We start from the raw sequence: 13,403 nt of genomic DNA, 5'->3' as shown, positions 1-13,403 counted from the left end.
TCGGTACAGTGTATCGCGATAGTGACCCAGCCAACAGGTTACCGAGCCAATAGGTTACCGAGCCAACAGTCAGTCTGTCGTTGGTTGCCGCCAGCAGGATTTCTTCGTGTCCCCACCTTCACCCCCAGCCCCGACCCCTTTCGGCGGGCGCCTGGCACTCGGCCTGATCGGCGTATTGATCGCCGCGCTGACGTCCGGCATCAATGACCGTGTCACCGACATTACCCTGGCCGACCTGCTGGGCATCTACGGTTTCGGCCACGATGAAGGCAGTTGGGTCAGTTCCGCCTACGCGGCCGCCGAGGTCTCGGCGATGCTGCTGGCGCCCTGGCTGGCGGTAACGTTTTCGCTGCGCCGCTTCGCCATCGTGGTCACCGTGGCCTTCGCCGGTTTCGGCGCACTGTGCCCGTTCGCGCCCAATCTGGAAAGCCTGCTGCTGTTGCGCGTGCTTCAGGGCCTCGCCGGCGGGGCGCTGCCGCCGCTGCTGATGACCGCCGCGCTGCGTTTTCTGCCTTGGCACATCAAGTTGTACGGGCTGTCGGCCTATGCGCTTACCGCCACCTTCGGGCCGAACCTGGCGATGCCGCTTGCCGCGCTGTGGACCGAGGGCGGTGACTGGCGCATGGTGTTCTGGCAGATCATTCCAGCGTGCCTCATCGGCGCCGCCTGCATTGCCTATGGCCTGCCCCAGGATCCCTTGCGCCTGGAGCGCTTCAAGCAGGCCGACTGGCGCGGTGCCCTGCTCGGGACCGCGGGCATCAGCATGCTGATCATCGGCCTGACCCAGGGCGAGCGGCTCGACTGGCTCGACTCGCCGTTGATTGCCTTGCTGCTGATCGGCGCCGGCGTCTGCCTGCCGCTGTTCCTGCTCAACGAGTGGTTCCACCCGCTGCCACTGTTCAAGCTGCAGTTGCTGGGCCGGCGCAACTTCGCCTTTGGCATCACCACGCTGTGCCTGTTCCTGTTCGTCGGCATGGCCGGCAGCGCGATTCCGGCAGGCTACCTGACCCACATCCAGGGCTACCGGCCGCTGCAGACCATGCCCACCGCGCTGTGCATCGCCTTGCCGCAGCTGCTCGTCGCGCCACTGGTGGCGTTCGTCATCAACCGCAACTGGGTGGATTCGCGCTACGTGATGGCGGCCGGTTTCGGCCTGCTGACCCTGGCCCTGCTCGGCGGCTCGCAGATCACCGGCGAGTGGATCCGCGACGACTTCTATCTGTTGCAGGCTTTGCACACGTTTGGCCAACCGATGGTGGTGGTGCCGTTGCTGATGATCGCCACCGGCGTGATTCATCCGCTGGAGGGCCCGTTCGCCTCGTCCATGGTCAACACCCTGCGCGGGCTGTCTTCGGTGGTGGCCGGCGTGGTGCTCGAGAATTTCGTCACCGCCCGCGAGCACCTGCACTCCAACACCTTGCTCGACCAGCTCGGCAACAGCTACCAGAGCCTGATGCCGCTCTACGGCGAACCGGCCGCCGAGATGGCCGGTCGCGTGCGCGCGCAAGCGTTCGTGCTCAGCTACAGCGACGCGTTCCTCGCGCTGCTGGCCTTCATCGCCGTGCTGCTGGTGGTGTTGGTAACCCTGCCCAAACGCGCCTATCCACCGCAACCCCCGGTACCGTCATGAAATCCGTTATGAACAACCGAACCGCTGTATCCCTCATCGGCGCCGCTATCCTCGTCTGCGCGGCCTATGGCCTTTACCACGTGCTGCACAGCGATGGTGTGCAGCGCACCGACGATGCCTACATCCGCGCCGACTCGGTGCTGGTGGCGCCACGTGTGGCCGGAGTGGTCACCGAGGTGCTGGTGCAGGACAACCAATCGGTCCAGGCCGGGCAGTTGCTCGCGCGTCTGGACGAGCGCGACTACGCGGCATCGGTCGCGGCCGCCCACGCCAATGTCAGTGCCGCACAGGCACAGGTGAAGAATCTGCGCGCCAGCATCGAGCGTCAGGCGGCCGTGATCGACCAGGCCAGCGCCGCGACCCGTGCCACTGCCGCTTCGCTGAAGTTTGCCCAGGCCAACGCCCAGCGCTACCGCAACCTGTCCCAGGCCGGCGCCGGCACCCAGGAAGAGCGGCAGAAGGCCGAGGCCGAACTGCAGGGCTGGGAAGCCTCTCGCGACCGCGATGCGGCCTCGCGGGTCGCGGCCCAGCGCACCCTGGACGTGCTCAAGGCCGAACTGGAAGTGGCCGAGGCAGCAGTGGACAAGGACCGCTCCGCGTTGCAGCAGGCCGAGCTGAACCTGTCGTACACGCAGATTCTGGCACCCGCCGATGGCATGATCGGCCAGCGTTCGGTGCGTGTGGGCGCCTACGTCGCGCCCGGCCGACCCCTGCTGGCCCTGGTGCCGCTGCACCAGGCGTTCGTGGTCGCCAACTTCCGCGAAACCCAGTTGGCGCACATGCACGCCAGGCAGCGTGTGGACATTCGTGTCGACAGCATTCCCGACCAGGTTTTCCGCGGCCATATCGACAGCGTGGCACCGGCCACCGGCCTGTCGTTCGCGCCGATCAGCCCGGACAACGCTACCGGCAACTTCACCAAGGTGGTGCAGCGTATCCCGGTTAAGGTGGTGTTCGAGGCCGACCAACCGCACCTTGACCGTCTGCGGGTGGGCCTGTCGGTGGTCGCGTCGGTCGATACCACCCAGGAGCCCTGAAATGAAACGTGCATTGCTGGTTCTAGCCTTGAGCAGCCTGGGCGCCTGCAGCGTCGGCCCGGACTTCCAGCGTCCTCGGGCAGCGTTGCCAACCCAGTGGCAGGACAGCGCCGGGACGCGCGCCGATGCGGCGCTGGACGCCGCTTGGTGGCAGCAGCTGGGCGACCCGCAACTGACCGCGCTGGTCACCCGCGCGGCCAAGGCCAACCTGGACATCCGCTCGGCGAGCAACCGCGTGCAGCAAAGCCAGGCCCTGCGCCAGGTCAGCGGCAGCCAGCAATTGCCCGGGCTCAGCGCGCGTGGCGGCTACCAGCGCGAGCGCAACAGTGGCGAGGGGTTGAACGATCCGTCCGGCCAGAACGGCCGGGCGCCTTTCGAACTGTGGAGCGGGGCGCTCGACGCCAGTTGGGAAGTGGACCTGTGGGGCCATGTCCAGCGCAGCGTGGAGATGGCCGAGGCCGACGTCCGGTTCAGCCAGGCCGAGCGCGATGCGGTCGGCTTGAGTATCGCGGCGCGCACCGCCACCGACTACATCCGCCTGCGTGGCGTGCAGGCACGTCTGGCGGTGGCGCGGCAGAACCTGGAAATAGCCCGGCAAAGCCAGCGCCTGACGCAGACCCGGTACGAGAACGGTGTCACCACCAACCTGGACACCGCCAACGCCGCCGCACTGGTGGCAACCATCGAAGCCTCGCTGCCGATGCTGCAGGCGCAACAGGACCGCTTGATCAACGCCCTGAGCTACTTGCTGGCGGAGCCGCCCCGGGCCCTGGCCGACGAACTGCGCACCCCGCAGGCCATTCCCAACCCCGCCCCGGACGTGCCCATGGGGGTGCCCTCGGAGCTGGCGCGGCGCCGGCCCGACATCCAGCGCAGCGAAGCCGCCCTGCATCGCGCCACGGCAGCCATCGGCGTGGCCAAGGCGGATTTCTATCCGCGGGTCAGCCTGGGCGCCAGCTTCGGTTTTCAGGCGCTGGCCGGCTCGGACCTGGGCGGCTGGGATTCGCGCAGCTGGTCGTTCGGCCCCAGCCTGTACCTGCCGATCTTCCAGGGCGGGCGACTGACCGGCACCCTCGAGCTGCGCGAGCACCAGCAGCAGCAAGCGGCGCTGGACTACCAACGGGTGGTGCTGGCGGCCTGGCACGAGGTTGACGATGCCATGAGCGACTATGCCGCCGAACAGCAGCACCACGCGGCGCTGGGCGAGGCAGTGCGGCAGAACACCGTGGCCCTGGGCACTGCCCGCGACCGCTACAACCAGGGCGCCACCGACTTCATCAACGTACTGGGTGTACAGCGCGCGCTGCTGGCCACGCAAACCCAGCTGGTCGACAGCGCCACCGCGGCGGCGATCGACCGTGTGCGTCTGTATCGGGCCCTTGGCGGAGGATGGCCGAAAGACGCCTGAAGAAGCCGCGATGTGCCCGGCCAGCCGTGCTAGGGTAAGGTCTGTCAGCCAACAGGAGCCTGCCCATGCCCGACCTCGCCCCGTTCACGCTCAGCAACCCGCCCGGCCTTTTCGACCCGGCGCCCTATGGCTACTCCCATGTGGCCGAGGTCGCCGCTGGCAGCAAGTTGCTGTTCATCGCAGGCCAGGGCGGTGAAAGCCTGGACAGCAGCATCTCCCCGGACTTCCAGCTGCAGGCCGGGCAGGCCCTGGCCAACCTGCGCACCGCACTGGCCTCGGTCGGTGCCGATTATTGCCATGTCGCCAAGCTGACCGTGCTGGTGGTCGATCACGACCACGAGCGCCTGGCCATCTGGAGCGACACCCTGCGCGAGGCGTGGGGCGACGAAATGACCCCTGCCTGCACGTTGATCCCGGTGCCGCGCCTGGCCCTGGACGGCATGCTCATCGAAGTCGATGCCGTCGCGGTGGTGCCGCAATGAACGAGTTGATCAGCGCCCTGCGCGGCATCGTCGGCGCCACCCACGTGCTGACCGAATCGGCCGAGACCGAACGTTTCCGCCAGGGCTTCCGCTTCGGCAGCGGCAACGTACTGGCCGTGGTCCGCCCCGGCTCGCTGCTGGAGCAGTGGCAGGTGGTCAAGGCCTGCGTGGCGGCGGACGTCATCGTCATCATGCAGGCGGCCAACACCGGCCTGACCGGTGGTTCCACGCCCGACGGCGGCTACGACCGCGAAGTGGTCATCATCAGTACCTTGCGCATGCGCACGGTGCACGTGATCGAGGAGGGCCGTCAGGTCATCTGCTTCCCCGGCTCGACCCTCGATCAGCTGGAGAAGGTCCTCAAACCCTTGGGCCGCGAGCCCCATTCGGTGATCGGTTCCTCGTGCATCGGCGCGTCGGTGTTCGGCGGCGTCTGCAACAATTCAGGTGGCTCGCTGGTGCGTCGCGGACCGGCCTACACGCAGATGGCGGTGTACGCCCAGCTCGGCGCCGATGGCACCTTGCAACTGGTCAACCACCTGGGCGTCGAACTGGGCGATACGCCCGAGCAGATCCTCGGCAACCTGGACGCCCAGCGCTACACCGCCACCGATATCAAGGCCGATGCCGGGCTGGGCTCCGACCATGGCTACGCCGCCTATGTGCGCGAAGTCGACGCGCCCACGCCCGCACGGTTCAATGCCGACCACCAGCGACTGCACGAGGCCAGCGGCAGTGCCGGCAAGCTGGCGGTGTTCGCCGTGCGCCTGGACACCTTCGCCGCCGAGCGCGACACCGCCGTGTTCTACATCGGCAGCAACGACACCGCCGACCTCACGCAGATTCGCCGGCACATGCTCGAGCAGTTCGACGAACTGCCGATTGCCGGTGAGTACATGCACCGCGACGCCTACGACGTGGCTGCCGAGTACGGCAAGGACACCTTCCTGATGATCCATCACCTGGGGACGCAGCGCCTGCCCAGGATGTTTGCCCTCAAGAGCCGCGCCGACACCTTTCTCAAGCGCTTTCCCTGGCTGCGCGCCAACCTCGCCGACCGGGTCCTGCAGGTCGCCGCGCGCTGCTTCCCCGATCACCTGCCACCACGCATCCGCGATTTCCGGCAGCGTTACGAGCATTACCTGATGCTCAAGGTGTCAGCCGGCTCGGTGGCACCGACCCAAAAGCTGCTCGAAGGATTGTTCGCCGGGCGCGAGGGAGACTTCTTCCGCTGTACCGCAGAGGAGGGCAGCAAGGCCTTCCTGCATCGGTTTGCCGCTGCCGGTGCGGCGGTTCGCTACCGCGCGGTGCATGACCGCGAGGTGGAGGACATCGTGGCCCTGGACATCGCCCTGGCGCGCAACGATCGGCAGTGGTTCGAGACGCTGCCCGACGACATCGAGCAGCAGATGATCGTCAAGCTGTACTACGGGCATTTCTTCTGCCACGTGTTCCATCAGGACTACATCCTGCGCAAGGGCAGTGATTGCCTGGCGGTGGAGCATCGCATGTGGGCACTGCTCGACGAGCGCGGCGCCGAGTACCCGGCAGAGCACAACGTCGGCCATCTGTACCCGGCCAAGCCGGCGCTCAAGGCGTTCTACCAGCAGCTGGACCCTTGCAACGCGTTCAACCCGGGTGTCGGCCAGACGTCCAAATGTCGCCACTGGCAGGAATGATAGAGCGGGCAATACGAGATTGTGCACGACCCTGTAGGAGCGGTCCGTGGCCGCGAAAGGTTGACGCGGTCGGCCTGATCCACCGCGATAGCTTTTTCGCGGCCGCTGACCGCTCCTACGTGAGGGCCACGGGGGGGGGCGTCAGTCCGGCAGCCACTCCTGCAGGGTCAACTCGACGGTGATGAACGAGAGGTTGCGGCCGCGCTCCAGTCGTCCGGCGAAGATGTTGCCGTCGGCGTCCGCAACCACGGCCTGCAGGCGACTCTCGCCGATGACGATCTCGCCACTGATGCTCAGAATCTCCACTCCCGGTCCCGGCACGTTCAGGATCTTCATGCCGTGTCGGCCCAGATAGCCCAGCTGTGCATCGATCAAGCTGCCCAGCCCGCCACGAATCACGGCCAGTGCAATCCCGTGGCTGGCGCACAGCGCTTCGGCGCTTTCAACGATGTCTTCGTTGGGTTTGAGCCGGGCGACCACGAGTCGGCCCAGGCGGCCGGTCTGGATGCTGGAAGCGGACAGGTCGGGTTCGAGTACGGCGCTGGCGTTCATGAGGCCTCCTGGTCGATCGGGTGCAAGAGATTGAAGTGGGTTTCGGCATCGGGCTGTGCCTGATAGGCGACCTGATCGAACAGGCACAGGCGGATCACCAGGTTTTCGCTGCCCACAATCAGTTTGTCGAGCACCAGATGGCCACCGTGCTGCTGCCCGTCGCGGTCCAGGAACCCGGCGTGGCAATGCAGCAACGGCATGTTCTGCGCATCGCGGCCGACGGTGATGGCGCCGCTGATGAACGTGATGTAGCCGTCCAGTACCACCGGCGCACCGTAGTCGTAGGGGCGCTCGGCCTTGTCGGTGACCACCATGCGGTGGTAGCTCAGGTGCGCCGCGCCGCCACAGAGGATGCGCCCCACCGCGCTGCCGTAGCGGCGCCCGCGCAGGGCGGCCAGCAAGCCTTCGGCAACGTTGCACGCCAAGGGCAACACGATGCGCAACTCTTCACCCTGGGCCACGCTGCGGTCCAGGCGCCGCGGCTGCTGCGCCGGCCCGCCGTGGACGAATACCCGTACGCCATCGCGCTGTTCGAAATGGGGGTTCATCAGGCCACCTCCTCGCGTTCCTGCAGCAGTGCGCGGATCTGCTTCTTGACGATCTTGCCGTAGCCGGACTTGGGCATGTCGTCCCAACGCACGAAGTGCTTGGGCCATTTGTAGCGAGCCAGGCGCGGTTCCAGATGGGCCAGCAACTGCTCGTCACTGACCGGGCCGGTGGTGACGATCACCGCGCAGCCGCATTCGCCCCATTTCGCGTCCGGCATGCCCAGCACGGCCACTTCGTTGACAGCAGGGTGGGTCAGCAGGGCTTCCTCGACCTCGCGCGGGTAGACGTTGGAACCGCCGGAAATGTACATGTCCGAGGCCCGGCCGGTGATGAACAGGTAGCCGTGCTCGTCGACATGGCCCAGGTCGCCGGTGTGAAACCAGCCGTGCTTGAAGCAGCTGGCATTGGCCTCCGGGTTGTTGTAGTAGCCGCTGAACACCGCCGGGCCGCGCACGCAGATCTCGCCGTCCTGGCCGGTCGCCAGTTCCTGGCCCGACTCGTCGAGAATCGCCACTTGCATGCCAGTGCGCGGATAGCCGCAACTGCCGACCTTGGCGGCCGGGGAATCCTCGGCATCGTGGCAATCGGCGGGCAGCACGGTGATGTTGCCGGTGACTTCGCCCAGCCCGTAATACTGCACCAGCACCTTGCCCAGCTTGCGCAGGGCGTGACATTGGTCGGCGCGGTACATCGGCGCGCCGGCATAGATCACCTGGCGCAGGCTGCTGTGGTCGTAGCGGTCGACGGCGGGGTCTTCGGTAAGCATCTTGACGATGGTCGGCACGGTGAACAGGTTGTCGACCCGGTGTTCCTGTACCAGGCGCCAGGCTTCGTCGCAGTCCAGTCGATCGCCGGCCGGCAACACGCAGGCGGCGCCGCGTGCGACGTTGACCAGCGCATGGATGCCGGCGCCATGGGACAACGGCGCCAGCACCAGGGAGCGCGAGTGCTGGGTCAGGCTGGGCATCAGGTCGGCGATGTGGTTGTTGATGACGAAGGCCATCTGCCCGTGGGTGAGCACCCCGGCCTTGGGGTGGCCGGTGGTGCCCGAGGTGTAGAAGAACCACAACGGGTCATGGTAGTTGACGTCGGCGGGGCGGAAAGCGCTGGCGTGCGGCGCGCCTTCGTCCAGCAACTGCCCGTAGCTGAGTTCGCCTTCGCGGGGTTCGCCAAGGGCGATCACATGCACCAGGGCCGGCGACTCGGCGCGCACGGCATCCACGTAGTGAGCCAGGCCGTCGTCGTAGAACATGGCCACCGCGCCGCTGGAACTGCCCAGATAGGCAGCCTCGGGCGGAGTGATGCGCACGTTGGTCGGTACCCATACCGCGCCCAGGCGGAACGCCACCCAGGCGCTCTCGAACAGCGGCAGGTTGTTGCGCGAATGCACCAGCAATTTGTCGCCCTTGCCCAGCCCGCGCGCGCGCAGTGCGGCGGCGACGCTGTCGACCCGCTGCGAGATGCTGCGCCAGGTGTGCACCTGGTCACCGCGGATGAACCCCGGTGCATCCGGGTAGCGGCGGGCAATCTGGTTGAGCAGTTCGCCCAGGTTCATCACATTGTCGATGCCGGTCATTGCACGCGCTCCAGAATGCTCACGTAGTTGGTCACCGCGGCGCCGCCCATGTTGAACACGCCAGCGCGGTCGGCCTTGGCCAGTTGCATGTCGCCGGCCTGGCCGCTGAGCTGCATGGCCGCCATCACGTGCATCGACACGCCGGTGGCGCCGATCGGGTGGCCCTTGGACTTGAGCCCGCCAGAAGGATTGATCGGCAGCAGGCCGTCCTTGCGGCTGATGCCCTCGGCGATCACCCGTGCACCCTGGCCGCGTTCGGCCAGGCCCATGGCTTCGTATTCGAGCAGTTCGGCAATGGTGAAGCAGTCGTGGGTTTCCACCAGCGACAGGTCGGCCAGGCTCAGGCCAGAGGTGCCCAGCGCTTGCTGCCAGGCGCGCGCCGCGCCTTCGAAGAAAGTCGGGTCGCGGCGCGACAGCGGCAGGTAGTCATTGACCTGCACTGCCGCGCGGAAACTCACCGCCTGGCCACGGCCGGGCGCATGGTCGTCGCGACTGATGACCAGGGCGGCGGCGCCGTCGGTTATCAGCGAGCAGTCGGTGCGCTTGAGTGGCCCGGCCACGAACGGGTTCTTTGCCGACGGCTCGCGGCAGAATTCATAGCCCAGGTCGCGACGCATGTGTGCATAGGGGTTCAACGCGCCGTTGGCGTGGTTCTTCGCGGCGATCATCGCCAGCGCGTCCGACTGGTCGCCGTAGCGGTCGAAGTAGGTCTGGGCGATGGTGCCGAACACCCCGGCGAAGCCACCCTCGATCTGTGCTTCCTCCTTGGCGTAGCAGCATTTGAGCAGGATCTTGCCGACTTCCTCGGTGGGCAGCGTGTTCATCTTCTCGAAGCCCACCACCAGCGCGTGGCGCGACTGGCCGGAGAGCACTGCCTGCAACGCCGAATGGATCGCCGCCGAGCCAGTGGAGCAGGCGTTCTCCACGCGCACCGAAGGGGTGAAGCGCAGGGCCGGGATGTGGTTGGCGAGCAGGGCGGAGGGGAAATCCTGATACAGAAAGCCGGCGTTGAAATGGCCGACGTGGACCGAATCGATCTGTTCGGCGTCCAGCCCGGCATGCTCGAGCGCAGCCACGGCCGCATCGGCCATCATCTGCTCGGGGTCGAGCTGGTCGAATTTGCCGAAGGGGGAGTGGTACCAACCGCTGATGACTGGCGAACCCATGAGGTCTTTCCTCGAATGAAATCTGGATTGATGTTGTTTGCCAAGGTCGATAGCAAGAGCGGTGCCAAGGGCTTGAAACGCCGGCCCGTGGCGGGCTGGCTGTTACCGTGGCGAGGTGTCGTGTCGCCACAGGTGTCGCTTCGCTCGCGGCAGGCGACACCTGCGGGAGACACCTGTTACATCGGGCTGGACGGCGCTTGAGCCGTGACACGTGCGGATACATTCGAGTCGCTACAGTTTTGTTCAAGAAAAACAGGGGCTTGCTTGCCGGCGGGCGCCCTTGGATACGCTTTTTGCGCCGACGGGGCAGGGGTGGCACCCGATTTGCTTTCTCACCCTGCATCCCCAGCGCCAGCCACGGCAGCCCGGTCATCAAACCGGTCAATAAAAACAAGAAGGTCAGGAGAGCTACATGAGTGATTTCTCGCGCCGCAGTTTCATCAAGACCGCCACCCTCGCATCGGCGGCGGTCGCAGCCACTGGCCTGGGCTTGTACAGCTCGAAAAGCCAGGCGGCGGACTTCAAGCTCAAGTTCGCCAACAACCTGCCCATGATTCACCCGATGAACGTCCGGGCGCGGGAAATGGCCAAGGCGATCAAGGAAGAGACCGACGGCGCGGTGCAGATCCAGGTGTTCCCCAGCAGCCAGTTGGGCAGCGACACCGACACCCTGGCCCAGGTGCGCTCCGGCGCGGTGGACATGTTCGCCCTGTCGCCGGTGATCCTCGGCACCCTGGTGCCTTCGGTACAGATCAGCGCCGTAGGCTTTGCCTTCAAGGACTACGATCAGGTCTGGAGTGCGATGGACGGCGAGCTCGGCGCCCATGTCCGCGGCGAGATCGCCAAGACCGAGACCCTGTTCGCCTTCGACAAGATCTGGGACAACGGCTTCCGCGTCACCACCACCAGCACCCGTCCGGTGCTCAAGCCCGAAGACCTGGTCGGCATGAAGCTGCGCGTGCCGCCCAGCCCGATCATCATGTCGATCTTCAAGGCGTTCGATGCGGCGCCCACCAGCATTAACTTCGCCGAAGTGTATTCGGCCCTGCAGACCCGCATCGTCGAGGGTCAGGAAAACCCGCTGACTCTGGTGTCGTCGGCCAAGCTCTATGAAGTGCAGAAGTATTGCTCGCTGACCAACCACGTGTGGGACGGCTTCTGGATGCTCGGCAACAGCAAGTCGTTCGCCCGCCTGCCGGCGGACATGCAGGCCGTGGTGCGCAAGCACGTCGATGCCGCGGTGATGAGCCAGCGCGCCGACCTGGCGGCCTTGCAGGGCAGCATCCGCGACACCCTCAAGGAAAAGGGCCTGGAGCTGGCCGACACCGAGCCGCAGGCGTTCCGCGAGAAGCTGCGCAGCGCCAACTACTACGCCGACTGGCACGAGAAGTTCGGTGAAGCGGCCTGGGCCATCCTCGAAAAATACTCCGGGAAGCTGGCATGATGAGCGCCGAGGCGATGCCGGTCGAAAACGCTGCCATGCCCCTGCCGGCCCGGGCGCTCATCTGCCTCAACCGCGGCGCCATGCGCGTGGTCGAGGTGCTTGCCGTAGCCTTGATGCTGGTCGAGACCTGTGTACTGCTGGCCGGCGTGGTCTCGCGCTACGTGTTTCACAACCCGCTGGTGTGGACCGATGAGCTGGCCTCGTCGCTGTTCATCTGGCTGGCGATGTTCGGCGCCGTGCTGGCCCTGGATCGGGGCGAGCACATGCGCATGTCGGCGCTGGTGAACAAGCTGCCACCGGCCTGGCGTGGTTTCAGCGAAACCCTGTCGGCGCTGATCGTGGTGCTGTTCGTGGCCATGATCATCACCCCGGCGATGGTCCACTCCCACGAGCAGATGGCGATCACCACCCCGGCGCTGGGCATCCCCGACGGGGTGCGCGCGGCAGCCTTGCCGGTCGGCGCCATGCTCATGCTGCTGGCAGCGGTGTCACGCATGGCGCGCTACTCCACGCTGCGCCAGTTCGTGGCCGGCGTCGCCGTGGTCGCGGTAGTCGGCGGCACGCTGTGGCTGTCCCAGCCGCTGCTGGCGGAGATCGGCAACTACAACCTGGTGGTGTTCTTCCTGGTGCTGCTGGGCGCCTGCGTGTTCGGTGGCATCCCGATCGCGTTCGCCTTCGGCACCGCGACCATGGCCTATCTGGCGCTGGCCACCCATGCACCTTTGTCCATCGTGGTCGGGCGCATGGACGAGGGCATGTCGCACATGGTCCTGCTCGCCGTGCCGCTGTTCGTCTTGCTGGGGGTGGTGTTGCAGCTGTCGGGCATGGCCCGCACCTTGATCGATTTCATGGCCTCGCTGCTGGGGCATGTGCGCGGTGGCCTGCAATACGTGCTGCTCGGCGCGATGTTCCTGGTGTCGGGAATCTCCGGTTCCAAGGTGGCCGACATGGCCGCGGTGGCGCCGGCGCTGTTCCCGGAAATGAAGAAGCGCGGCTCCGAGCCGGAAGAACTGGCCGCCTTGCTGGCCGCCACCGGCGCCATGACCGAGACCATTCCGCCCAGCCTGGTGCTGATCACCATCGGTGCGGTGTGCAGTGTCTCGATCACCGCGTTGTTCATCGGCGGGCTGATGCCGGCGGTGGTCGCCACCGTAGTCATCGCCATCGTCTGCTGGTGGCGCTCGCGCAAGGAAGCCATGCCCACCGTCAAGCGCGCACCGATGTCGGTGGTCGCCAAGACGTTCATGATCGCCTTGCCGGCCCTGGCGTTGCCGCTGCTGATCCGCGTGGCCGTGCTCGAAGGGGCGGCGACCGCCACCGAGGTGTCGACCATCGGTGTGGCCTACGTGGTGCTGGTGGGGCTGGTGATGCACCTGTTCATGCGCCACATCGAGTTCCGCAAGGTCTATCCGATGATGATCGAGGCTGCGGCACTGTCCGGGGCAATCCTGTTGATCATCGGCATGGCTTCGGCCATGGCCTGGGCACTGACCCAGTCGGGGTTCTCGGCCAACCTGGTCGACCTGATCAGCGAGATACCGGGCGGGGCGATCGGCTTCATGTTCGTCACCATCGTCACCTTCCTCATCCTGGGCAGCGTGCTCGAAGGCATTCCGGCCATCGTGCTGTTCGGCCCCTTGATGTTCCCGTTGGCCGAAATGCTCGGCATCCACCCGGTGCACTACGCCATGGTGGTGATCCTGGCCATGGGCATCGGTCTGTTCGCGCCGCCGTTGGGGGTGGGTTTCTACGCTGCCTGTGCCATCAGCAAGACGTCGTCCGACCACGTCATCCGGCGTGTCTGGGGGTACTTGGCGGCACTGGTGGTGGCCTTGGTCATCGTTGCCTGTTTCCCGTGGATTTCCATCGGTTTCCTTTAA

General features: G+C 66.2%; 11 protein-coding genes. 7 read left to right on the top strand and 4 right to left on the bottom strand.

The annotated features are described in order from the left end of the window. Nucleotides 1-106: 106 nt before the first annotated feature. The 5 genes from H7993_RS04235 to dld all read left to right on the top strand — a co-directional run bounded on the left by H7993_RS04235 (nt 107) and on the right by dld (nt 6,236). Nucleotides 107-1,630 carry an MFS transporter gene (locus tag H7993_RS04235; RefSeq protein ID WP_342214324.1) on the top strand — a complete coding sequence of 508 codons (1,524 nt, stop codon included), beginning with the start codon at nt 107-109 and terminating at the stop codon, nt 1,628-1,630. A gap of 8 nt (nt 1,631-1,638) precedes the next feature. Next, complete coding sequence (locus H7993_RS04230) at nt 1,639-2,667, top strand: HlyD family secretion protein (protein ID WP_244646840.1); 1,029 nt, start codon at nt 1,639-1,641, stop codon at nt 2,665-2,667. Nucleotide 2,668: 1 nt separating this feature from the next. Next, the gene (locus H7993_RS04225) at nt 2,669-4,075 is read left to right on the top strand and encodes an efflux transporter outer membrane subunit (protein ID WP_185793553.1); all 1,407 of its coding nucleotides are present in this window, start codon (nt 2,669-2,671) and stop codon (nt 4,073-4,075) included. A gap of 65 nt (nt 4,076-4,140) precedes the next feature. Next, the gene (locus tag H7993_RS04220; RefSeq protein WP_185793552.1) at nt 4,141-4,557 is read left to right on the top strand and encodes a RidA family protein; all 417 of its coding nucleotides are present in this window, start codon (nt 4,141-4,143) and stop codon (nt 4,555-4,557) included. Further along, nucleotides 4,554-6,236: a D-lactate dehydrogenase gene (dld, locus tag H7993_RS04215; protein WP_185793551.1), complete on the top strand. Its 1,683-nt coding sequence runs from the start codon at nt 4,554-4,556 to the stop codon at nt 6,234-6,236. The genes H7993_RS04220 and dld overlap by 4 nt, the downstream gene beginning before the upstream one ends. 141 nt (nt 6,237-6,377) lie before the next feature. On the opposite strand, the gene H7993_RS04210 is transcribed toward dld, so the two are convergent. From H7993_RS04210 to H7993_RS04195, 4 genes are read right to left on the bottom strand one after another with little or no spacing between them, the layout of a single operon-like run. Next, nucleotides 6,378-6,788: a PPC domain-containing DNA-binding protein gene (locus H7993_RS04210; RefSeq protein WP_185793550.1), complete on the bottom strand. Its 411-nt coding sequence runs from the start codon at nt 6,786-6,788 to the stop codon at nt 6,378-6,380. Next, nucleotides 6,785-7,336 carry a PPC domain-containing DNA-binding protein gene (locus H7993_RS04205; protein WP_122478483.1) on the bottom strand — a complete coding sequence of 184 codons (552 nt, stop codon included), beginning with the start codon at nt 7,334-7,336 and terminating at the stop codon, nt 6,785-6,787. The genes H7993_RS04210 and H7993_RS04205 overlap by 4 nt, the downstream gene beginning before the upstream one ends. Continuing rightward, nucleotides 7,336-8,913 (bottom strand): acyl-CoA synthetase, encoded by a 1,578-nt coding sequence (locus H7993_RS04200; protein ID WP_206682959.1) that lies wholly within the window; start codon nt 8,911-8,913, stop codon nt 7,336-7,338. The genes H7993_RS04205 and H7993_RS04200 overlap by 1 nt, the downstream gene beginning before the upstream one ends. Beyond that, a complete protein-coding gene (locus H7993_RS04195) occupies nt 8,910-10,079 on the bottom strand; it encodes an acetyl-CoA acetyltransferase (RefSeq protein WP_185793549.1) in 1,170 nt (389 codons plus the stop codon). The genes H7993_RS04200 and H7993_RS04195 overlap by 4 nt, the downstream gene beginning before the upstream one ends. Nucleotides 10,080-10,491: 412 nt before the next feature. On the opposite strand from H7993_RS04195, the gene H7993_RS04190 reads away from it, so the two are divergent. After that, nucleotides 10,492-11,523, top strand: a complete 1,032-nt coding sequence (locus H7993_RS04190; protein ID WP_122478479.1) for a TRAP transporter substrate-binding protein — start codon at nt 10,492-10,494, stop codon at nt 11,521-11,523. Continuing rightward, nucleotides 11,520-13,403, top strand: a complete 1,884-nt coding sequence (locus H7993_RS04185) for a TRAP transporter large permease (RefSeq protein ID WP_197975690.1) — start codon at nt 11,520-11,522, stop codon at nt 13,401-13,403. Before H7993_RS04190 ends, H7993_RS04185 begins: the two co-directional genes overlap by 4 nt.

The sequence above is a fragment of the Pseudomonas baltica genome (genome assembly GCF_014235765.1).
Classification (GTDB): Bacteria; Pseudomonadota; Gammaproteobacteria; order Pseudomonadales; family Pseudomonadaceae; genus Aquipseudomonas; species Aquipseudomonas baltica.
Note: the sequence above shows the minus strand (reverse complement) of the source record. Positions and strands in the feature narration are given on the sequence as shown.

Bases quoted from the DNA above. Each gene is read 5' to 3' on its own strand.
- H7993_RS04230 (WP_244646840.1), top strand. From the start codon at position 1,639: ATGAACAACCGAACCGCTGTATCCCTCATCGGCGCCGCTATCCTCGTC.
- H7993_RS04225 (WP_185793553.1), top strand. From the start codon at position 2,669: ATGAAACGTGCATTGCTGGTTCTAGCCTTGAGCAGCCTGGGCGCCTGC.
- H7993_RS04220 (WP_185793552.1), top strand. From the start codon at position 4,141: ATGCCCGACCTCGCCCCGTTCACGCTCAGCAACCCGCCCGGCCTTTTC.
- dld (WP_185793551.1), top strand. From the start codon at position 4,554: ATGAACGAGTTGATCAGCGCCCTGCGCGGCATCGTCGGCGCCACCCAC.
- H7993_RS04210 (WP_185793550.1), bottom strand. From the start codon at position 6,788: ATGAACGCCAGCGCCGTACTCGAACCCGACCTGTCCGCTTCCAGCATC.
- H7993_RS04205 (WP_122478483.1), bottom strand. From the start codon at position 7,336: ATGAACCCCCATTTCGAACAGCGCGATGGCGTACGGGTATTCGTCCAC.
- H7993_RS04200 (WP_206682959.1), bottom strand. From the start codon at position 8,913: ATGACCGGCATCGACAATGTGATGAACCTGGGCGAACTGCTCAACCAG.
- H7993_RS04195 (WP_185793549.1), bottom strand. From the start codon at position 10,079: ATGGGTTCGCCAGTCATCAGCGGTTGGTACCACTCCCCCTTCGGCAAA.
- H7993_RS04190 (WP_122478479.1), top strand. From the start codon at position 10,492: ATGAGTGATTTCTCGCGCCGCAGTTTCATCAAGACCGCCACCCTCGCA.
- H7993_RS04185 (WP_197975690.1), top strand. From the start codon at position 11,520: ATGATGAGCGCCGAGGCGATGCCGGTCGAAAACGCTGCCATGCCCCTG.